The 20,814-nt window shown below is 51.1% G+C and carries 17 protein-coding genes; 4 read left to right on the top strand and 13 right to left on the bottom strand.

The window, feature by feature from the left end:
• Positions 1–44 precede the first annotated feature (44 nt).
• From BN54_RS06070 to BN54_RS06055, 4 genes are all read right to left on the bottom strand, one after another.
• Complete coding sequence (locus BN54_RS06070; RefSeq protein WP_019206279.1) at positions 45–716, bottom strand: ABC transporter ATP-binding protein; 672 nt, start codon at positions 714–716, stop codon at positions 45–47.
• Between the two features lie 18 nt (positions 717–734).
• Entirely contained in the window at positions 735–1,787 is a 1,053-nt protein-coding gene (locus BN54_RS06065; RefSeq protein WP_019206278.1) for an ABC transporter permease, read from the bottom strand.
• The gene (locus BN54_RS06060) at positions 1,771–2,313 is read right to left on the bottom strand and encodes a TetR/AcrR family transcriptional regulator (RefSeq protein ID WP_019206277.1); all 543 of its coding nucleotides are present in this window, start codon (positions 2,311–2,313) and stop codon (positions 1,771–1,773) included. The genes BN54_RS06065 and BN54_RS06060 overlap by 17 nt, the downstream gene beginning before the upstream one ends.
• Before the next feature lie 217 nt (positions 2,314–2,530).
• Entirely contained in the window at positions 2,531–3,541 is a 1,011-nt protein-coding gene (locus BN54_RS06055; protein ID WP_019206276.1) for a zinc-dependent alcohol dehydrogenase family protein, read from the bottom strand.
• 400 nt (positions 3,542–3,941) lie between these two features.
• Here BN54_RS06055 and BN54_RS06050 point away from each other — a divergent pair, with 400 nt between their 5' ends.
• From BN54_RS06050 to thrS, 3 genes are all read left to right on the top strand, one after another.
• Positions 3,942–5,519, top strand: coding sequence for an Nramp family divalent metal transporter (locus BN54_RS06050; RefSeq protein ID WP_019206275.1), 1,578 nt, complete (start codon positions 3,942–3,944; stop codon positions 5,517–5,519).
• Between the two features lie 146 nt (positions 5,520–5,665).
• A complete protein-coding gene (locus BN54_RS09840; RefSeq protein ID WP_019206274.1) occupies positions 5,666–6,454 on the top strand; it encodes a hypothetical protein in 789 nt (262 codons plus the stop codon).
• A 319-nt stretch (positions 6,455–6,773) separates the two neighbouring features.
• Positions 6,774–8,582 (top strand): threonine--tRNA ligase, encoded by a 1,809-nt coding sequence (gene thrS / locus BN54_RS06040; protein ID WP_019206272.1) that lies wholly within the window; start codon positions 6,774–6,776, stop codon positions 8,580–8,582.
• Between the two features lie 155 nt (positions 8,583–8,737).
• Here the strand turns inward: thrS and lepB are convergent, their stop codons facing one another.
• The 9 genes from lepB to rpmH form a co-directional block, all read right to left on the bottom strand.
• The gene (gene lepB, locus BN54_RS06035) at positions 8,738–9,340 is read right to left on the bottom strand and encodes a signal peptidase I (RefSeq protein WP_019206271.1); all 603 of its coding nucleotides are present in this window, start codon (positions 9,338–9,340) and stop codon (positions 8,738–8,740) included.
• Between the two features lie 62 nt (positions 9,341–9,402).
• Entirely contained in the window at positions 9,403–10,941 is a 1,539-nt protein-coding gene (locus BN54_RS06030) for a UDP-N-acetylmuramoyl-L-alanyl-D-glutamate--2,6-diaminopimelate ligase (RefSeq protein WP_019206270.1), read from the bottom strand.
• A 164-nt stretch (positions 10,942–11,105) separates the two neighbouring features.
• On the bottom strand, positions 11,106–13,019 hold the full coding sequence (asnB, locus tag BN54_RS06025) for an asparagine synthase (glutamine-hydrolyzing) (RefSeq protein ID WP_019206269.1): 1,914 nt from the start codon (positions 13,017–13,019) through the stop codon (positions 11,106–11,108).
• A 138-nt stretch (positions 13,020–13,157) separates the two neighbouring features.
• Positions 13,158–15,056: a tRNA uridine-5-carboxymethylaminomethyl(34) synthesis enzyme MnmG gene (mnmG, locus tag BN54_RS06020; protein ID WP_019206268.1), complete on the bottom strand. Its 1,899-nt coding sequence runs from the start codon at positions 15,054–15,056 to the stop codon at positions 13,158–13,160.
• 7 nt (positions 15,057–15,063) lie between these two features.
• Positions 15,064–16,452 carry a tRNA uridine-5-carboxymethylaminomethyl(34) synthesis GTPase MnmE gene (gene mnmE, locus BN54_RS06015; protein WP_019206267.1) on the bottom strand — a complete coding sequence of 463 codons (1,389 nt, stop codon included), beginning with the start codon at positions 16,450–16,452 and terminating at the stop codon, positions 15,064–15,066.
• Between the two features lie 161 nt (positions 16,453–16,613).
• Positions 16,614–17,390, bottom strand: a complete 777-nt coding sequence (gene jag, locus BN54_RS06010; RefSeq protein WP_019206266.1) for an RNA-binding cell elongation regulator Jag/EloR — start codon at positions 17,388–17,390, stop codon at positions 16,614–16,616.
• A 1-nt stretch (position 17,391) separates the two neighbouring features.
• On the bottom strand, positions 17,392–18,225 hold the full coding sequence (locus BN54_RS06005) for a YidC/Oxa1 family membrane protein insertase (RefSeq protein ID WP_019206265.1): 834 nt from the start codon (positions 18,223–18,225) through the stop codon (positions 17,392–17,394).
• 32 nt (positions 18,226–18,257) lie between these two features.
• A complete protein-coding gene (gene rnpA, locus BN54_RS06000) occupies positions 18,258–18,614 on the bottom strand; it encodes a ribonuclease P protein component (RefSeq protein ID WP_019206264.1) in 357 nt (118 codons plus the stop codon).
• A 126-nt stretch (positions 18,615–18,740) separates the two neighbouring features.
• The gene (gene rpmH, locus BN54_RS10050) at positions 18,741–18,875 is read right to left on the bottom strand and encodes a 50S ribosomal protein L34 (RefSeq protein WP_006917488.1); all 135 of its coding nucleotides are present in this window, start codon (positions 18,873–18,875) and stop codon (positions 18,741–18,743) included.
• Positions 18,876–19,381: 506 nt separating this feature from the next.
• On the opposite strand from rpmH, the gene dnaA reads away from it, so the two are divergent.
• Positions 19,382–20,716 (top strand): chromosomal replication initiator protein DnaA, encoded by a 1,335-nt coding sequence (gene dnaA / locus BN54_RS05995; protein ID WP_019206263.1) that lies wholly within the window; start codon positions 19,382–19,384, stop codon positions 20,714–20,716.
• Positions 20,717–20,814 lie beyond the last annotated feature (98 nt).

Here is a 20,814-nt window from a genome sequence, read left to right as displayed (position 1 = left end):
TTCACTTGGCCAAGCCAGTTATTTCCCGGGAAATCCCCGTACCGTTATGATAATTGCGTCATTTGACCATCTTCAATTTGGTAACAATGGTCCGCAAAGGCCGCCAAGCGCTGATCGTGGGTCACAATCACCACCGCCTTGTGGTGCTTAACCGCCAAAGTCTTAAATAATTGGCCAACTACTTGAACCCGCTGACTGTCTAAGGCCGCCGTTGGTTCGTCCGCCAGCACAATCGCCGGGTTGGCATAAAGCGCCCGGGCAATCGCCACCCGTTGGTTTTGGCCCCCTGACAATTGGTCCGGATACTTGGCTTGCAGTTGGTCAATGCCTAGCTCGCTCAGTAAGGTTTGCAAGGCCGCCGGCGTTAAATGATCTTTTTTCACCCGGTCGACCAGTTCAAATTGCTGGTGAACCGTTAAATACGGCAGGAGGTTATACGCCTGCAGGATAAAGCCCAGCCGGGTCAAGCGCAAATGATCCCGTTGCTGAGCCGTTAATTGAGCTGGATCTTGACCGTCAATTAACACCTGCCCGCTCGTCGGGGTTTGCAAGCCCCCCGCAATCGTTAAAAAGGTGCTTTTACCCGACCCTGACGGGCCAACCACCAAATTTAATTCGCCCGGGGCCGCCGCAAAATTAACTTCTTGTAACGCTTGCACCTGGCTGACGCCGTGCCCGTAAACCTTACTGACCTGCTTTAATTCAATTAAGTTCATACTTGCCTCCTGATTGAGCTAGTGCAGCGCATCTAAGGGTTGGACCCGTTGGATCAGCTTCACTGGAATTAACGCGCCGACCATTCCCAGCAAGACCAACGCCCCCGTCAACCCCGCCGCCAGTGGCCATGATAATTGGAAAGGCATGCTGGCTGGCAAGCCCAGCATGGTCAAGCGGGTCAAAAGCAAGCTTAAAAGCCCCCCGCTGACCATGAGCACCGCCGCCTGGCTGATTGTCGCCATCGTCAGTGTCCGCCCGGGAATCCCCTGGGCCCGTAAAACCGCATAGTTTGGCAACTTTTGCATCGTTAAAATGTACAAAAAGACCCCGATAATGATCATCGAAATGATCATTAAGAAACCAATCATCGCCGCAAATGTTTTGTTTTGCGCCGTGTAACCCGGCAACTTATTAACGTACGTCGCCCGCGGGTAGGCCTTTAAAGCGGTGGTGTCCAATTGAAAGGTGCGTTGGGAAAAAATCGCACTGGCCGCAAATTGCGGGCCCCCCTTAACGGCTTGCCATAATTGCAAGTTCCCGTAGACGATCGGGGTCATGTTTAACATCCCATCTTTAGCAAAGCCAACTACCGTTAATCTCTGCATCTGCCCCGCCAGCTTAATGTGATCGCCTAAGTGATAGCCCTTGGTCCGCAAGTTCGCCGCCAAAACGACCTGCCGAGAGTCCTTGGGCCGGTGCCCACTGACTAGTTCCAAATGTTGGTAAATCGGCTGATCGGCGCGCAGACCAATCAGCTGGGCACTTTGCTTGCGGGCCGCGCCCGTTTGGCGGCTGATCACGACTGGACTTTGCCCGACCAAACTGTCACCAGCTTTTAACGGGGGCAAATCCGCCGTTTTAATCAGCGATTGATTGAGATTGACATTCGCGCCCTTACTTAAAACCACCGTCTTGGTCGACCAAGCATCAATTGCCGCGGTATTTTCATTTGCCAAGCCCAACATGAGGCCGAGCAGCATAAAAATCAAATACCCAATCAAGGTCACCATCGCGATAATCAAGCCATAGTGGACTTTAGCGTGTTTGATTTCTTTAATCGCCAGAAACATGGACCTTCCCTCCCATCAGAGCCGTCAAAGCTTGCTCTAACCGCGTTAAAATCGCATCCTCCCGGTCGGGCTCCATCAAGCATTCCTTCATTGCTTGGTGGGTCAGGGTCATAACCGCCCAAGTTTGCGCATTAAAACGCGGGCCCATCGTTGGGACTGCCGCTAGGCCCAAGTAAGCTTCATTCGTGGAATAATGCAGCCGCAACAACTCGCGCAACCCTTGCTGGGCTCCGGTGGTCAAAAACTGGCGCACCTGATTGGTATAATCCGCTGGGGTTTGCGCCAATTGCCCCGCTAACTCTTCTTGGGAGTGGATCTGGTGAAGCGAGCGCCGCCAGAGGGTCTGGTAAGCATCGTTCAAATCGGCAAAGTACTTATAAAAGGCACCTCGGGCAATCTGGGCTTCCTTGACAATCCGCGCAACTTGAGCCTTGGCTAAGGGATAGGCACTAAATTCCGTCAGGAGGGCGGCATAAATCCGCGCTTGCTTTTCGGGCTTCAAATTTAAAAAGGTTTGACTTGGCATTCTGGTTCCTCCGTTCTTAGTGACATCATGTCAACGACTTAACTTTACCCCTCAAGTGACACCGTGTCAACAAGAGTGTAAAAAAAGTTCCCGGCCCGGCCGGGAACTTAATCCCGCACTAGGGCGGGACAAATTAATGGGGTTAGATTTTACACAGATTAAGTTCGACTGGCCGTTGGAGCGGCGGCCACGCGAAGGCGAAGCATTGGTAAATAAATTAAGCTTCTTCGCCGCCGACCTTTACGATCGCCTTGGAAACTTTCCCTAACTTCCCGGCGACAAAGTCTTCCACCCCGCTCAGATCCAATTCGTGGGAGAACAGTGGCAGCGGATCAACCTTCCCGGCTGCCAACAGGGCAATTGAATCTTCAAAGGTGTAAGGGTTAATAAAGGCCCCTTGGATCGTCAGTTGCTTTTGGAAAACATCGTAAGTGTTGACGCTAAACTTGTCGTCCGGGTTCCCGACCCCAAACATCAGCACTTGGGCCCCCCGGGCAGCGGCGGCCAGGGCTTGTTCTTGGGTGGCTGGCAGACCAACGGCTTCGACAACCACGTCAAAGTGATCCGCTGGAATTTCTTCCTTGGTGGTGTTGATCGTCTTAACGCCAAAGTGCTTCCGGTTGTTGGCCAGCTTTTCGTCCGACCGGCCCGCCAGGGTCACTTCATGAATCCCCCGGGCTTTCAGGATTTGAGCAAAGAGTTGCCCTTCAAAGCCGTCCCCGATTACCAGAGCCGTTTGGTATGGGTGAGTTTCTAATAAGTCCACCCCGTGCATCGCACATGAAATTGGTTCGATGACCGCCGCGGCCTTGAGGGAAACGTTATCTGGAATTGGGTAAACCACCTTGGCTGGGGCGGTAAAGTATTCGGCAAAGCCCCCGTCACGCGTTACCCCTACCGCATCCAGGTGTTCACACAATTCAGGCCGTTGGGTCCGGCAGTATTGGCATTGGCCACAGTAGATGTTCGGGTCCACCGTCACCCGGTCGCCGACCTTAACGTTCGTCACGGCCGCCCCGACTTTGGCCACTACCCCGGAGTTTTCGTGCCCCAAAACAATCGGTGGCACAGCTGAAGCAGAACCTGGCAACCCGGCATAAAGGGCCTTGTCAGTCCCACAAATCCCGGCAAAGGCCGTGTGCACCAGCACTTCATCTGGCTTAATGCTTGGGACGTCGTAATCTTGCACTGCTAAATCTTTAATTCCTTGTAATACAAGTGCCTTCATAACTTTTTCTCCTTCTCTCTTGTGAAAAATATCATTTGACGACTGTAAGTATAGTCGTTTGACCCATTTATGTCAACCGCTTGTCATAAACTTTAGCCCTGTTAATTTTCTGAAAAGATTTGATTTAACAACCTTTTCGTCGACTGGTAAATTTCCCCACGTTTTTTATTTCGCTTTGTGAGGAGACAAACTTTTTATTTTCTTTACTTCATCCGCAAGCTGAAACCGATTTCAAGATTGACTTAGGATATTTCGGCATAAATGTCCGTGAAAACGCCGAAAATGCGGCATTTTTTATTGCGGGATATTATTTTTTATGCTAACCTAACAAAGGTGTTCTCAATCGGTGAATCTCAAATTGAGAACCGTCGAAAGCATATGACAGAAAGGTGGATTTGGCGTGGACAGCACACAAAACCAACCCCGCAAGCACAAATTAATTGAATACGCAAACGGGAAATCACTCGAAGAAATCAACGGCTCCGTTGAAGTGCCCCATGGCAAGGGTTTCTGGAAAACTCTCTTTGCTTATTCTGGCCCCGGCGCTTTAGTTGCCGTTGGGTATATGGATCCTGGTAACTGGGCAACTTCGATTACCGGGGGGCAAGCATTTCAATACACTTTAATGACGACCATCCTGATTTCAAGTTTGATCGCGATGTTGCTTCAATACATGGCAGCCAAACTTGGGATCGTCAGCCAAATGGACTTAGCTCAGGCCATTCGGGCGCGGACCGGGAAGGCGTTAGGAATTGTCCTTTGGATCATGACTGAGCTGGCAATTATGGCCACCGACATTGCCGAAGTTATTGGGGCGGCGATTGCCTTGTATCTCTTATTCCATATTCCATTAGTAATTGCCGTCTTTATTACGGTCTTAGACGTTTTACTATTGTTGCTCTTAACCAAAGTGGGCTTCCGAAAAATTGAAGCAATTGTGGTTTGTTTAATTTTAGTCATTCTTTTTGTCTTCGTTTATCAAGTCCTGCTTTCTGATCCGGATTGGGGCGCAGCGCTAGTTGGCTTAGTGCCTTCTACTGCCGCAGTTGCACAAGGACCTGAAAAAATGGGGATTTCTCCACTTAGTGGCTCATTAGGGATTATTGGGGCAACCGTTATGCCGCACAACCTCTATCTTCACTCCGCAATTTCCCAAACCCGCAAACTCGACCACACTAAAGCTGAAGACATCAAGCAAACGGTTCGCTTCTCCGCATGGGATTCCAACATTCAATTAACAGCGGCCTTCTTTGTCAACGCCCTCTTGTTAATCATGGGGGTTGCCGTCTTCAAGTCTGGGGCTGTCCAAGATACCTCATTCTTTGGATTGTATGAAGCATTAAATAACACTTCAATGCTGAGTAATGGTGTGTTGATTGCAGTGGCAAAATCTGGTATTTTATCCACCTTATTTGCCGTTGCCTTACTGGCTTCTGGTCAAAACTCAACAATTACTGGGACCTTAACTGGGCAAGTTATCATGGAAGGCTTTGTGCACATGCGGATGCCATTATGGGCCCGGCGCTTGATTACCCGGTTAATTTCTGTTGTACCAGTTTTAATCTGTGTTTCCATGACCGCTGGTGAAAGTGACTTACAACAACACCAAGCTATCAACATGTTGATGGAAAATTCTCAAGTCTTCTTAGCCTTTGCCTTACCTTTCTCAATGCTACCATTATTGATGATGACCAACAGTGAGGTTGAAATGGGGCAATTTAAGAATGCTACTTGGACCAAAGTGTTAGGGTGGTTATCGGTAATTGTTCTGACGTTCTTAAATCTCTTGAATATGCCAGCCACGTACGAAGGCTTTGGCATTTGGAGCAAAGGAACTGCAGATGTTTTAGCTTGGCTTACAATTATCGCGATCTTGGCATTGTTGGCTTGGACAATTTATGAATTACACAAGGGTAATAAGCGCTTTGCGGCCGAACATCATGCCCACCCGTGGGAAACCGTGGCAACGGCGGAATAATTTCCCAGGAAATAATACTATGACAACGATCGGGGGAAGCTCGATCGTTTTTTTGTTGGGCGTAGTCCCCGGGGAAATTATCCTTTCCCGACGCAAGATGATATAATGGTCCTAAAACTGACTGAAATTACGAAGAGGTGATTGCTTTGAACAATGAAGAGCGCAAAAAGCAGCTCAGTCGGGTCGAACTCTACGACACGCCCGAGCACAAGCGCGAACAAGCACGGCGCTTAAAAGATAAGCCGCTGAAAATTAAGCTCAAAGGGGTCTTAGATCAAGAAGCAAAGTCTGCTCCCACCCCGGGCAGCCGCGCCGCCGTCCGGCAAGAACAAACCGCCACCCCCACCCGGGTGGAAAAGACCGCTAGCTATGATGCTCCGCGGCCGACGACGGCTCAACCGAGCCAACCCACCCCACCGGTCTATACCGCCCCAACGGCCAGCCAGCCACAGCGCCACCATGCTTCCCGGCCGGCTGGCGGCCACAAGAAACACCTGATTTATAAAACCATTTTAGGGGTCGCGATCGCTACTTTAGTAGTCTTTTTTGTGGTCTTTTTGATCAAACAACAAAACCCGGTCAATACGACTTCCGACGAGACGGTCTCCTCGAGTGAGACTTCTAGTCACAAGTCCTCTAGCAGCCACAAGAAGCGGTCTCACTCCACTTCGTCGACTGCCACGGACGTCCAGGACAGCTACCAGACGGCTCCGACTACGACTTCGCAGGCCACCAGCACCACGACGGATGACCAAACGACTACCAACAGCAACGATAACCAGTCGACTTACCAATCCAAGCCTAGTCAGCCCCAAGACACTACTAGTAATGGTAACGGCAATGGCACGGGCAATGGTAATACTGGGACAACCACTGGTAGCGCCCAAAGTGAAGCAACCCCAAGTGGGGGAACCGGGGCACCGGCAGAACAATAATTAAGTCACTCCCCTTGACACCACCCACCAAAATGCTATAATCAGCACTAATTGGAAGGACATGTCACCAGTGGTCAGTTATCCAGGGAGCGGTTCCTAGGCTGGAAGAATCGTTAGCCCCACTGGTGGTACCACCTTCTATTTTGACACCGAAATAAGGTGTTCCGGGTCGTGTCCGTTACCACACCTTCAAAGAGAATCATGCTTTGATTCTGAAACTGGGTGGAACCACGCTGAGTTATGTTAACCAACGTCCCTTTGACCAAGCCTTGGTCAAGGGGGCGTTTTATTTATTTTTTTCTTACAAAGGAGCGATTTGATGGCACAAGTAGCAGTAATGGCCCCCGATGGCCAAGTCGAAAAGATTGAACGGGATGGGAATCCCGCCGCACTGGCTGCCCTGCGGCAAATGGCCGCTTTGATGTTAAAGGCGGCTTTACAACACGAATTTGACGGCATTCGCTTAGGCGCGGCCGTGGCCGAAGACGATCAATTCTACGTTGATTCCGACAAGGACGACCAACAAGTCTCCGCCGACCAACTGGACGATCTGGCCGCCGCCATGAAGCAAATTGCCAAGGACGGCTTAAAGGTAGAATTTGCTGAAGTTGACCTGGATGCGGCCTTAGCTGAAGCCGGGGATGATCAATTCACCAACGAACTGTTAAAGGAACACGCCCACGACGGTAAGGTGGCCCTCTACCGCTTGGGGGATGCAGCGATTGTCGCTGAAGCACCGATCCTGGTCTATGCCAACGTCGTTAAGCACTACCAACTCCTGTCCGTGGCTGGCGCGTACTGGAAGGGGATGTCTTCCAACCCGATGCTGCAACGGATTTACGGAACGGTCTTCTTTAACGGCGATGACCTGGCCGCGGACTTAAAGGCCCGCCAAGAAGCTAAGGAACGCGACCACCGGGTGATCGGGAACCAACTCGACCTCTTCTTTGTCGATCCAAAGGTCGGCGCCGGTTTGCCTTACTGGATGCCAAAGGGGTCGACGATCCGGCGGACGATTGAACGCTACATCATCGACCGGGAAGTTTCTGACGATTACGAGCACGTTTACACCCCGGTCTTAATGAACCTGGATGCCTACAAGACGTCGGGCCACTGGCAACACTACCGTGATGACATGTTCCCACCAATGGACATGGGGGACGGCGAAATGCTGGAATTGCGGCCAATGAACTGCCCATCCCACATTCAAGTCTACAAGCACCACATTCGTTCCTACCGGGATCTGCCCTTGCGGATTGCCGAACTGGGGATGATGCACCGTTACGAAAAATCCGGGGCCCTGTCTGGTTTGCAACGGGTCCGGGAAATGACGCTGAACGATGGTCACACCTTCGTTGCTTTAAACCAAATTCAAAAGGAATTTGCCAAGATCTTAAAGTTGATCATGAGCGTCTACGAAGACTTTGACATCACGGATTACACCTTCCGGCTGTCCTACCGGGACCCTAAGAACACCGACAAGTACTACGCAAACGATGAAATGTGGGAACAAGCCCAATCCATGTTAAAGGGTGCCATGGACGACCTCGGCTTAGACTACTACGAAGCCGAAGGGGAAGCCGCCTTCTACGGACCAAAGCTGGACATCCAAACCAAGACGGCCCTAGGCAACGAAGAAACGATGTCGACGATCCAACTCGACTTCATGTTGCCAGAACGCTTTGATCTGCACTACGTTGGCGAAGACGGGAAGCAACACCGGCCCGTAATGATCCACCGGGGGGTTGTCGGCACGATGGAACGTTTCATCGCCTACCTGACGGAAATCTACAAGGGGGCCTTCCCAACTTGGTTAGCGCCACAACAAGTAACGATCATTCCGGTTTCTGATGACAAGCACGGGGCTTACGCCGACCAATTGGCCGCTCAATTAAAGGCCGCTAACGTGCGGGTCAAAGTTGACCACCGCAACGAAAAGATGGGCTACAAGATCCGGGAAGCTCAAACCCAAAAAGTCCCATACACGCTGGTCGTAGGGGAAGATGAACAAGCCAACGGTTCGGTTTCCGTCCGTAAATACGGTGAAAAAGACCAAACCAGCCTGAGCAAGCAAGAATTCTTAAACGAAATCTTAGCCGACATTGCCAGCTACTCCCGGAAAAACTAATTCGGTGGGTAACGGTGAGTGAGGCTGAGACGAAACTATCTTTGCGGCTAAAGCTTAGCAAGTAACAACAAAAAGCGCTAGAAATCAACGTTTTCAGTAACGTGGTTTCTAGCGCTTTTGAATTTTTAAGACTTTTTTCCCAACTTCACTTGGCCCTATTCAAAATAGTGTTGCCATTCGTGGTTAACGTTATTCTTCTTGCTTTGGTTGCCGGACCAGAAGCCAACTTGCACAACCCCTAAGACCTTTTCTTTCGGGACAAAGCCGTAGTAGCGACTATCGTTGGAAACACTCCGGTGGTCACCTAAAACAAAGTATTCCCCCTTAGGCACCTTGGTCGCGCCGCTGTTTTTGAGCCAACTGTTTTGGACCGAAATCGACTTGAGGGTCCAATTCCCCGTCCCTTGGGTCCGTTGGTACCGATTAATGTATTGCTGGCGCACTTCCTTGCCATTGACGTAAAGCTTGCCATCCTTAGCAGCTACCGTATCCCCGGGGACAGCAATGACCCGCTTCACGTAATAGGTGCGCTGGGAGACCTGCGGATCGACCCCATCGGCATTAAAGACGACCACGCTGCCGCGGTGAATTTTGGCTAACTTCCAGGTCAAGACCCGCTCGTTGTTTTGTAAGTTCGGTAACATTGAGGGGCCATCCACCCGGACTGGTTGCATGATAAAGGTCCGAATCAAGACCGCAATCAATAACCCAATCACAATCGGCACGACCCAACTCATGATTTGTTTCATGGTTTTCATAAGCTTCTCCTTGCACTTTGTACATTTACTATCATCATAGTCCGCTGAGGCGTCCTTGACCACTATTTTTCCGATTGGGCCCCTAACTTTTCAATGACTTGCTTGGCAACGACCAAATCATTCGGGTACGGTAAATCTTGTCCCTTGACCTTCTGGTAGGCATCGGCCCCTTTGCCGGCAATGACGACCATATCGTTGTGACTCATCGTAATCGCCGTTGCAATGGCCTGAGCCCGGTCCGCAATGTATTGGACGTGTCCCACCTTTTGCGGATCAATGTGAGCGGCGATTTCGTCAGCAATTGCCTTGGGATCCTCAAAACCTGGGTCATCCGTCGTTAAAATCACTTCGTCGGCGCGTTCTTCGGATAAGGCCTTCCCAAAGCCCGGCCGCCGGGAAATGCCCTTATCACCGGGGGCCCCCAAGACAACAATTACCTTCCCCCCGGCTGGCGTTTGCGAACGTAAGAAGGCCACTAACCGCTTCACACTGGCATAATCATGCGCATAATCAACGTAGACGGTCCCGTGGCCCTTGGTCGGCAAGACCTCCATCCGGCCCGGAATGTGCGTCTTTTGCAGGGCCGTTTGAATGGCCGCCGCTTTAGCCCCGGCCAAGCCAGCCGTAATCACGGCTGCGGTCGCATTGCCTTCGTTGTAGTCCCCGGGCACACTGGCAATGTACTCACCAGCCACTTGCAGGGCCTGGGCTTTCGGACTTTCCGCCTCCAAGTGAAACTTGGATTCCGCTAAATCACTCAGCACTGATTGGTAGCGAAAATCAACTTCCGGCGCCGTTTGCCCGAAGGTAAAAATGCGCTCAGGCGCCGTCGTCGTTTGGGCCGCCTGCTGGACCGCCGCAAAGTATGGCATATCCGCATTGATCAAACAGGTCTTGGCGTTGACCAACAGTTGTTCTTTACAGAATAAGTAGTTGGCAAAGGTCGGGTGCTCATTGCGCCCAATGTGGTCCGGACTAATATTTAAGAAGATGCCCACGTCAAACGTCAAGCCATAGACCCGGTGCTTAAGGTAGGCTTGCGACGACACTTCCATTACCAAATGGGTCATCTTGTTATCAACGGCTTGGCGCATATAAGCAAAGAGATCCAGCGATTCTGGGGTCGTCAAGTGGGATTTGAAGGTCTGATCGGGCTGGGGCCCTAAGATCGTGTTCAACGTCGACAACAGGGCCGTTTGGGGGCCGGCACTGGCCGTCAGGGCATTATGCGTAAAGTAAGCGGTGGTCGTTTTCCCCTTCGTTCCCGTAATCCCCACGATGAACAGATCATTTTGCGGATAATCATAAAAGGCCGCCGCTAGCAGGGCCATTGCCTTTTGATCATCCTTGACCACAATCCCCGTGACGGGTTGCTCATAAGCCTGGGTCGCCACGTATCCAACTGCCCCGTGATCGATTGCCATTGCCAAGTAGTCCGCCTTAAAGCCAACCCCTTTGCAAAAAAAGAGGGGCTGCCCCGCCGGAATGTGGCGGGAATCATAGGTCACCGCCGTAAATTCGGTTACCTGCGGGTTGACAACTTTAATCAGTAAATCGTGCTCCTTGAGCAAGGTTACGGCTTGAGTTAGGGTTAAACGCATCATCATGATCCTCCAAATTTATTTTAGCGCTACAAAATAAGGCCGGGGAAAAACGCTGTTTTTCCGCGGCCTCTTGTTCGATTTCCAAGTGTAACACAGCGAAAAGGAAAGCCGCCTTGCCGCCGCTTTCCTACTTTCAGGCTGTTGCTTTCTTCGCCGCGGGATTAGGCCTTAGCGCCTTCCTTGACTAATTCAACTTCCTCGTGCGGGTTAAAGTTGTCAATGAAGTAAAGCTTGTACCAAACTAAGAAAGTATAGATCGTCCACAGTTTCCGCCGGTCATCCGTTTTGCCTTCAAAGTTGGCTTGCGCCATCGCCAACAACTTGGCTTGATCAAAGAATTCTCCCACGAAATCCTGCTTAAAAATTTCGAGCACTTCTTCATAGAAATCTTTTTGCCGCAGCCATTCCCGCACCGGAACCGGGAAGCCCAGCTTTTCGCGGGTGGCCCATTCTTCTGGTAAGTGCCGGTTGGCCGCCATCCGGAAGGCCCACTTCGTCCCTTGATCCGTTAGCAAGTATTTCGCTGGCGTGTGCCCTGCCACCTTCATCATTTCCTTATCCAGTAATGGAACCCGCAGTTCCAAGGAATTAGCCATACTCATCTTGTCCGCCTTCAGCAAGATATCACCGGGCATCCACTGGTGAATGTCCAGGTATTGCTTCTTGGACAGTTCTGGCACGGCTTGATCATCAATCCGGTCATACGTCCGGTCAACGATTTCTTGCACGCTTGGGGCTTGGTGGTAAGCTGGTTGCAAAATCGCTTCGGCTTCTTCTGGCGTAAAGACGCGGGCTTGGCCAATGAAGGAATCCCGTGCCGCCGCCAGGTTATTGTACATGTGCAACCGACCATGGAAATTCTTGTGGTGCTTCAGCCAGTTGGCCACCCGTTCCCGCTTGGCCTTTGGCAACTTCGCCAACCGGTTGGTCAACCACTTAATGACCTTGGAATTGGTATTGTAGCCATAAGCCGTGTAACCCGCGAAAAGCTCATCGGCCCCTTCCCCGGAAAGCATTGCCTTGTAGCCGTGGTCCTTAGCCAGTTTGGTCAAGAAGTACAGCGGCACGACCGACGGGTTGGAATCCGGTTCATCCAAGTAGTATTGGATCAACGGGAAGGTATGAAAGGCCTCATCATTGGTCAAAGTCGCATCCGTATTCTTTAAGTTCAGCTTCTGAGCCAACTCCCGGGCCTGCTTGGTTTCATCATACCCCTGATCAAAGCCGATCGAGAAGGTTTCATCGGGGCGCATCATGGCCGTGACGTAACTGGAGTCAACCCCGGCGGATAAGAAGGACCCCACTTTGATGCCTTCATCAGCAAAGGAGTGGGCCTTAACGGATTCGCTCACTGCCGCTTCAATCTTGTCAACGGCTTCTTCAAAACTTTCGTCTTCAGCCGCAAATTCCGCGTCCCAGTATTGGGCCATTGAAAATTCACCATTCCGGTAGTAGAAATAATGCCCTTCTGGCAGCTTAAAGATCCCCTTAAAGAAGGTTTCATCAAGGGCTGGGTACTGGAAGGTCATAAACGGCTTTAACGCGGCCTTATTTAACTCCTTATTGAAGTTCGGGTGGTCTAAGAATGCTTTGATTTCTGACCCCGCAAAGAAGGTCCCATTCATCTTCCCGTAATACAAGGGCTTAATCCCAAAGTGGTCCCGGGCCCCAAACAATTCTTGCTTTTCCCGGTCCCAAATCAAGAAAGCAAACATCCCCCGCAACCGCTTAGTAACCTCAGCGCCCCATTCTTCGTAACCATGCAAAATAACTTCCGTATCTGCATGGGTCGTAAAATGGTGCCCTAATTCAATCAGCTCTTCCCGGAGCGGCTTAAAGTTATAAATTTCACCGTTAAAGGTAATCGCTTTGGAGTCATCTTCATTAAAGATTGGTTGGGCCCCGCTCTTTACATCAATAAAGCTCAACCGCCGAAAGCCCATTGCCACCCCCTGGTCAACAAAGTGGCCGGCATCATCGGGTCCCCGGTGGATAATTCGGTCCATCATCGTTTGGATCAAGCTATCCTTGACTTGTGGCGCTTCATTGTCCACAAAGGTAACGATTCCACACATTTGTTTCAACTCCCATTCACTCTAATTATGGTTTTGACCCTAAAAGGCAATCATAACGGGTTTCCCCACGAGATTCAATCGTTTCAGTTCATTTAATCATCATACCACGGCCCGTTCTTCCCGGCCGCTAATTTATCTTTAGTGGTGTTGGATGTAAACACTTAAAATCGCCAGATCCGCCGGGTTGACCCCCGAAATCCGGGAGGCTTGGGCCAAGGTTTCAGGCCGAATCTTCGCCAATTTTTGCCGTCCTTCCGTTGCCAGACCGTCAATCTGATCGTAATCAATGTTGGCCGGAATCTTCTTGGCTTCCATGCGCTTCAGCCGGTTGACCTTGACCTCTTCTTTTTTAATGTAGCCTTCGTACTTCAGTTGAATTTCCACTTGTTCCTTAGCTTGGCGATCCAACGGCGTCGCTGGGGCCGGGATAAACTCCAAGAGCTGGTCGTATGAAACGTACGGCCGCTTCAAAAGGGCCGCCGCCGTCAGGGAATCCTTCAACGCGTGGTCCCCATGGGCTTGGATAAACTCATCGGCCGCTGAACCTGGCTTGAGCCGCACGGTTGCCAGCCGCTTAATTTCCGCCGCGACCGTCGCTTTCTTGGCTTCCATCGCCGCTAACCGTTCATCTGAAACCAGGCCCAAGGCGTGCCCCATCGCCATCAGCCGCAAGTCCGCGTTGTCATGCCGCAAGATCAAGCGGTATTCGGCCCGACTGGTTAACAACCGGTATGGCTCCTTGGTCCCCTTCGTGACCAAATCGTCAATCATGACCCCAATGTAGGCATCCGAACGCTTTAAGACAAACGGGGCTAAGCCCAAGGCCCGCCGGCCCGCGTTAATCCCCGCAATCAGGCCTTGGCCAGCCGCTTCTTCGTAACCAGACGTCCCGTTGGTTTGGCCCGCCGTATAGAGGTTTTTGATCAACTTGGTTTCCAAGGTGGGATGCAACTGGTGCGGGGCCACAACGTCATATTCAATCGCGTAACCGGGCCGCATCATTTCAACGTGCTCCAGGCCCTTAATCTGGTGGAGCAGTTGTTGTTGAATTTCTTCCGGAAAGGAAGTTGATAACCCATCCACATAGTATTCATCCGTATCGCGACCCTCGGGTTCTAAGAACAATTGGTGGCGATCCTTATCCGCAAAGCGAACGACCTTGTCTTCAATCGATGGACAGTACCGGGGTCCGACCCCTTCGATCAAGCCAGAAAACATCGGGGCCCGGTCTAAGTTGGCCCGAATCAGGTCGTGAACTGCGGGATTGGTATAGGTCAACCAACAGGATAATTGATCTTTAACTGGCAGGTAGGCACTGTCTGGGGTATCAAAGCTAAAGTGGTGCGGCGTTTCATCGCCGGGTTGTTCTTCTGTTGCCGCATAATCAATCGTGTTCCCGTTGACCCGCGGCGGCGTCCCGGTCTTAAAGCGTTCTAATTCAAAGCCCAGCCGTTCCAAGGCCTCTGACAGCTTCACAGCAGCTTTCGAATTATTCGGTCCGGATTCATATTGCAATTCCCCGATAATAATCTTCCCCCGGGCGGCGGTGCCGACCGTTAACACGACCGCCTTCGCCCGGTAGCGGGCCCCGGTGTTGGTAATTACCCCGCAGCAAACCCCGTCTTCAACAATCAAATCGTCCACGGTGGCTTGGCGGAGGGTTAAATTCGGTTCTTGTTCAATCGTCAGCTTCATCTGCCGGTGGTAAGCATGCTTATCTGCTTGGGCCCGCAAGGCGCGAACCGCCGGCCCCTTCCCGGTGTTGAGCATCCGCATTTGCACATAGGTCTGGTCAATATTCTTCCCCATTTGACCCCCTAAGGCATCAATTTCGCGTACTACGATCCCTTTTGCCGGCCCCCCTAACGAAGGGTTACATGGCATAAAGGCCACCATTTCCAGGCTGATGGTAACCAAGAGGGTCCGATTACCCATCCGGGCCGCGGCTAGCGCTGCTTCACTGCCGGCGTGCCCGGCCCCAACCACGATCACATCATATGATCCAGCTTCGTATTGTTTTGCACTTGATACTTCCATCGTTTTCCTACTTTCCTAAACAGAACTGACTGAAAAGTTGATCCAATAATTCATCTTGGTAGCTGTCCCCGGTGATTTCCCCCAGCAAGTCCCAGCAGCGGGTCATGTCGATTTGCACTAAATCAACCGGCATCCCGGCCGCTAACCCCCGCAATACTTCATCCAAGGCTTCGTTGGCTTGGGCCAGGAGCCCGATATGGCGGGCGTTAGTCACCATCACTTCGCCTTGGTGACTTTCAATGCCTTGCTCAAAGAAGAGGTGCGCAATTAAGGCTCCCAATTGATCGACCCCGGTGTGGTCGGTAATGGAAGTTTTTAACAACGGCGTATCACCAATCATCGCTTGAACTTGGCCGGTATCAATTTGACTCGGCAAGTCCGTCTTGTTGAGGATCACAATCCGGGGTTTGGCCGCCGTGGCTTCAATCAAAGCCCGGTCTTCACCCGTCAATTCCCGGGAGCTGTCCAATAACAATAAGACCAGATCCGCCGCGTCTAACGCCTGCTTGCTGCGCGCGACCCCAATTTTTTCGACCTGGTCGTCCGTTTGGCGAATCCCGGCCGTGTCAATTAACCGCAGGGGAACCCCATTGACGTTGACATACTCTTCAATGACGTCCCGGGTGGTCCCCGCAACGTTGGTCACAATCGCTTTGTCCTCATGTAATAAAGTATTTAACAAGCTCGATTTTCCGACATTGGGCCGCCCAATGATGGCCGTGGCCAACCCGTCACGCAGCACCTTTCCTTGCTTGGCTGACTTCAACAAGGCTACTAAGTGTTGCTTGACGCCCTGGGCTTTTTCTTTTAACATCTGGCTGGTCATTTCTTCAACCGCATCGTATTCGGGGTAGTCAATATTGACTTCGACTTGCGCTAGGACGTCTAAAATATCCTGCCGCAGCCGCTTAATCAAACGCGATAAATCCCCATCCAACTGATTTAAGGCCACTTGCATGGATTGATCCGTCTTGGCCCGAATCAAGTCCATGACCGCCTCGGCTTGCGAAAGGTCCAAGCGCCCGTTTAAAAAGGCCCGTTTCGTAAATTCGCCTGGTTCGGCCAAGCGCGCCCCATGACTTAAAACCAATTGCAAGGTCCGGTTGGTCGCCAACAAGCCCCCGTGACAGTTGATTTCCACGACGTCTTCTTTGGTATAGGTCCGCGGCGCCAACATGACCGAAACCATCACTTCATCAACTTCTTCAGCGGTGGTCGGATCAATTAAGTGCCCGTAGTTAATCGTGTGGCTGGCTACTTGGGTTAAATCCGGCCCCTTAATCAACTGGTTGGCAACAGCCAGCGCCGCCGAGCCGCTGATGCGAATGATTGAAATCCCCCCCTCACCCACTGGGGTCGAGATGGCCGCAATCGTATCAAATTCTGAATTTGCCACAATCGTCATCCTTCCTGCTTACAAAAAAAGTGCCCGTCCACGATCGGCTAGTCCCCTAGCACACATGGTCAAAGCACTTTCACTACTCTAACGTAATTTGACTATTCATTTTTAACACCGTTATTTTAGTCAGCTCCCCTGGGCTTGTCAACCAAAAGGCGTTATTTAGGCGCAATCACTAAGCTGCGGTACGGCTCGCGCCCGTGCGAATACGTCTTGACTTGCGGTTCAGTTTCCAAATACTGATGCAAAAACTTCCGCTCGCGGGCGGGCATTGGGGCCAAAAAGACCGCTTGTTGCGTCGCAATCACTTCCGTGACGCTGCGCTGCGCCAATTTGGCCAAGGCCACTTGCCGCCGGGCCCGGTAGTCGGCCACGTCCAAGGTTACCTGGGGATCCTTGACCCCTTGATAGACCAAAAAGGTCGTCGCCAACACTTCCAGGGCATTCAACCGCCGCCCATGATAACCAATTAACTTCCCCGGGGTGGGGGTCACTAAATCAATGCTCAACTCATGCCCGGTCTGCGTTTGGACTTGTGGTTGCACTTCAAGCGCTAACTGGTGGCAAACATCCACCAAATAAGTCTGCAACGCCAAGTTGGCAGCCGTCATTTTAGCTAAATTGGCTGCTTGCCGCGCGGCCAACTCCGCCGATGACAACGCTGCGGTTGCCCCGGGCCGCGTGGCGGGTGCGGCTTGTTTCGCCTGCGGCATAGCTGACTGAGTAGGCTGCGCTGCCACTTGGGCCGGCGTTGGGGCCAAAACTGGCTTAGGCCGCCGCTGGGCTTCAATCACAGCTAACCGGGCCCCCCAGCCAAAAAAGCCCTTGGTTGGCATTTGCTTAATCGTTACCGTCAGCTCCGCGACCGAGCAGCCCAAGGCCTGGGCGGCAGCTTGTTTAGCTGCGCCAAGCGTTTTTCCCTCAAATGTTGCCATCTTACCGCTTCTTGCCCCGGTAAGCATTCTTTTTGGCGTGCGCCAGGCGGTTTTTACGTTGCCGTTCTTGCCGTTGCCGGGCTTGCCGCTCCCGCTTGATTTTAAACGGATTTTGCAAGAGCATCGTTTGCACCACTTGGAAAGCGTTCGTGACTACCCAGTACAGGGTAATGGCCGCCGAGAAGTTCAGCGCCATGACGAAAATCATGATTGGCATCACGTAGGTCATCGTCGTAGACATACTGTTCTTTTCTGGCAGGGAGGCCATCGACAGCCAGGAAGAAATAAAGGTAAACAACGCCGCTAACAGTGGCATCACGAAGTACGGGTCCGTGTGACCGAGTTGAAGCCACAAAAAGGACCCCGTCTTTAATTCCGGCGAGCGCCAAATTGCTTGGTACAACGCCCACATAATCGGCAATTGTACTAATAATGGCAGCATTGAAGCAAACGGGTTCACCCCAGCTTCTTTATAGAGCTTTTGTTGCTCCGTTTGCATCTTTTGCAAGGAGACCCGGTCTTTCCCAGGGTACTTTTGCTGCAGGGCCTTTAATTGGGGCTGCAATTCTTGCATTTTAAGCATCGATTTCGTTTGGTAGTGCATCAACGGCAGGATCAAAATCCGCACTAGAATAGTAAAGATAATAATCCCCATGCCGTAACCGCCAAAGTGCTTGGCGAGCCATAGGATGAATTGCGAACCATTGTAGACAATGTAGTGGTCCCAAATCCCCGTACTATGACTGGTGACAGGTTGGTTGGAACACGCCGCCAGCAAAACAGCCAACAGTCCGATTCCCGTCAGGCTCAGGGCCTTTTTTCCTTGTTTTTTCAAACCAGCTTCCTCCTTTATTTCGACCAGTAATGCTAGTCTGCCGTGGGTTCTTCAACTAACAAATCCGCCATCTTTAAGGCATGCACCAAATTACGCTTGATTTCAGCCATCTCTAAGCCACGCGCCGCTGGCCGGGCAATCACCAGAAAGTCTACTTCCGCTTTTAACTGCGGTTTGACCTCAAGTAAGGTTTGGCGAATCCGCCGCTTGACCCAGTTCCGGTTTACGGCATTGCCGACCTTTTTGCCCACCGAGATGCCAACCCGAAAATGGGGTTGGCCCGGCTTGGCCATTTGATAGATGATGAATTTCCGGTTGGCCACTGATTGGTGCGTTTCAAAAACGCGTTGAAATTCACTTTCCTTTTTAACGCGGTATGATTTTCGCATAGTTTGCGCTCCTGTTTGTATCAAAAAAGGGGCCGGGCGCACGACAGCTCTTGAAGCTAGCCTTAGCGGACGCCCTGCCCCCTACTTTCGTTTAAAAAAAGCCACTAACTTAATAGTGGCCACTGGTTATGCAGATAATACCTTGCGGCCCTTTTGACGGCGGCGAGCTAATACCTTGCGACCGTTGCTAGTGCTCATCCGAGCGCGGAAGCCGTGAACACGAGCGCGGTGACGCTTCTTTGGTTGGAATGTACGCTTCATCGGTTTGCACCTCCTCGTAGCTAATTTAAATTTCTTTTTTAAAGTCCAAAAAGACAAACTCTTTAAACATACTGTTGAAGTATAGCATACTTTTCGGCCAGAAGAAAGCTTCATTTCACCGAAAAAATTTTTTAGTTTTCCACAGTTAACCAGAAATAATCCACAGCGTTGTTTTTTATCCACCCTGGATAAGCAGTTTTCCACACGTTTTTCCCCGGTCGGCCACTTTTGCCCACCCCTGTGATTTTAGTTTTCCACAGGGGTGTGGAGAAGTTTCTAATGCCTTGGCAGGTCGGCTTTCGGGGCTGTTGATATCCCCATTTAATTGTGGATAAGTCGCCATTGCGGCCCCGTTATCCGCAATTTCCCCACCCCTGGGGACAATTTCCACACAGCGTTGTGTCTTTTGGGGATCCTTTTTTCCGCACCCCTGTGGAAAACTCGAAAAAGTAATGATAAAATATCGTTTGGCTTTATGATTATCCACAACTTTAGGAGGAATTATTTTGACTGAGCTCTCTTCTCTTGATTCACTCTGGGAAGCGGTCCAAAACGCGTTTAAGCAGACCATCACCGGTCCGACTTACGAAAACGTCGTTGCTCCGGCAAAAGCATATTCTCTGTCCAACCACCAATTAACGGTCGTCGTGCCTACGGATTACCATTTAGACTGGTGGAAACAGCGATTAAATGCCCAATTAAAGCAAATCTTACTAGAACAAACGGGGCAAGAAATTGAACCCCGCTACCTGTTAACGAAGAACTTAATTGGCAATCCGGCAACGCCCGCTTCACAGCCCGTCCCAACTTTCCAAACCCAAACCCCCCTCAATCCGGAGTATACTTTTGAAACGTTTGTCGAAGGCCGCAGCAACCAGTTTGCCTACGCTTCTGCTTACGCTGCTTCGGAACAACCCGGGGGCTTATACAATCCCCTGCTGATCTATGGGGGCGTTGGCCTGGGCAAGACCCACTTGATGCAAGCGATTGCCAATAACATGTTGGTCCATAACCCAAACGCCAAGATTAAATACGTCACGAGTGAAAACTTCATGAATGACTATATCAACTCGATCAAGAACCGGACCCAAGAAGAATTTCGGCGCGAATACCGCGATTTAGACGCGCTGCTCGTGGATGACGTCCAGTTTTTAGCTTCTAAAAACGAAACCCAGCTGGAATTTTTCAATACCTTTAATGTCTTGCACGATAACAACAAGCAGATCGTGTTGACGGCTGACCAAAACCCCAAGGAAATCCCGAACCTGACGGAGCGCTTGGTTTCGCGCTTTGTGTGGGGGCTGACGGTTGAAATCACTTCCCCCGGGTTAGAAACCCGGATTGCGATCTTGAACCGGAAAGCTGAAGAAGAAAATATTCAAGGCGTGCCCAGTGAGGTCTTAAATTACATTGCTACCAAAATCAATACCAACGTCCGGGAATTGGAAGGGGCTTTGATGCGCGTCCGCGTCTATGCTGACCTGCATAAGACCCCCATTACGACCGCCATTGCTGCGGAAGCCTTACAAGGCATTGGGGATGCCCCGACCACTGCGTTAACCATTGACCTGATTCAACGCAAGGTCGCCAATTTCTACGGCATTACCCAAGCCGACATTACTGGCAAAAAACGGGTCAAAAATATCGTCATCCCCCGCCAAATCGCCATGTATCTGGCCCGGGAATTAACTGATAATTCCCTGCCCAAAATCGGCAAGGAATTTGGCGGCAAAGATCACACGACGGTGCTGCATGCGATTGATAAAATCGAGAAACTGCTGCAAACTGACCAACAATTACAGCATGACATCGATCAGTTGAAAGTTACCCTGACCCCGTAGTCGCTTTGGGGATAACTTTTACGTTTTCCACAGTTTTCCCCAATTTGTCCACAAGGGGAAAACTCCGTTGTCCAAATGCTTTACTTCAGTTTTCCACA

It is taken from the genome of Limosilactobacillus ingluviei str. Autruche 4 (assembly GCF_000312405.1).
Taxonomy (GTDB): Bacteria; Bacillota; Bacilli; order Lactobacillales; family Lactobacillaceae; genus Limosilactobacillus; species Limosilactobacillus ingluviei.
The sequence above is the reverse complement of the archived record's forward strand: the minus strand, read 5'-3'. Positions and strand labels throughout refer to the sequence as shown.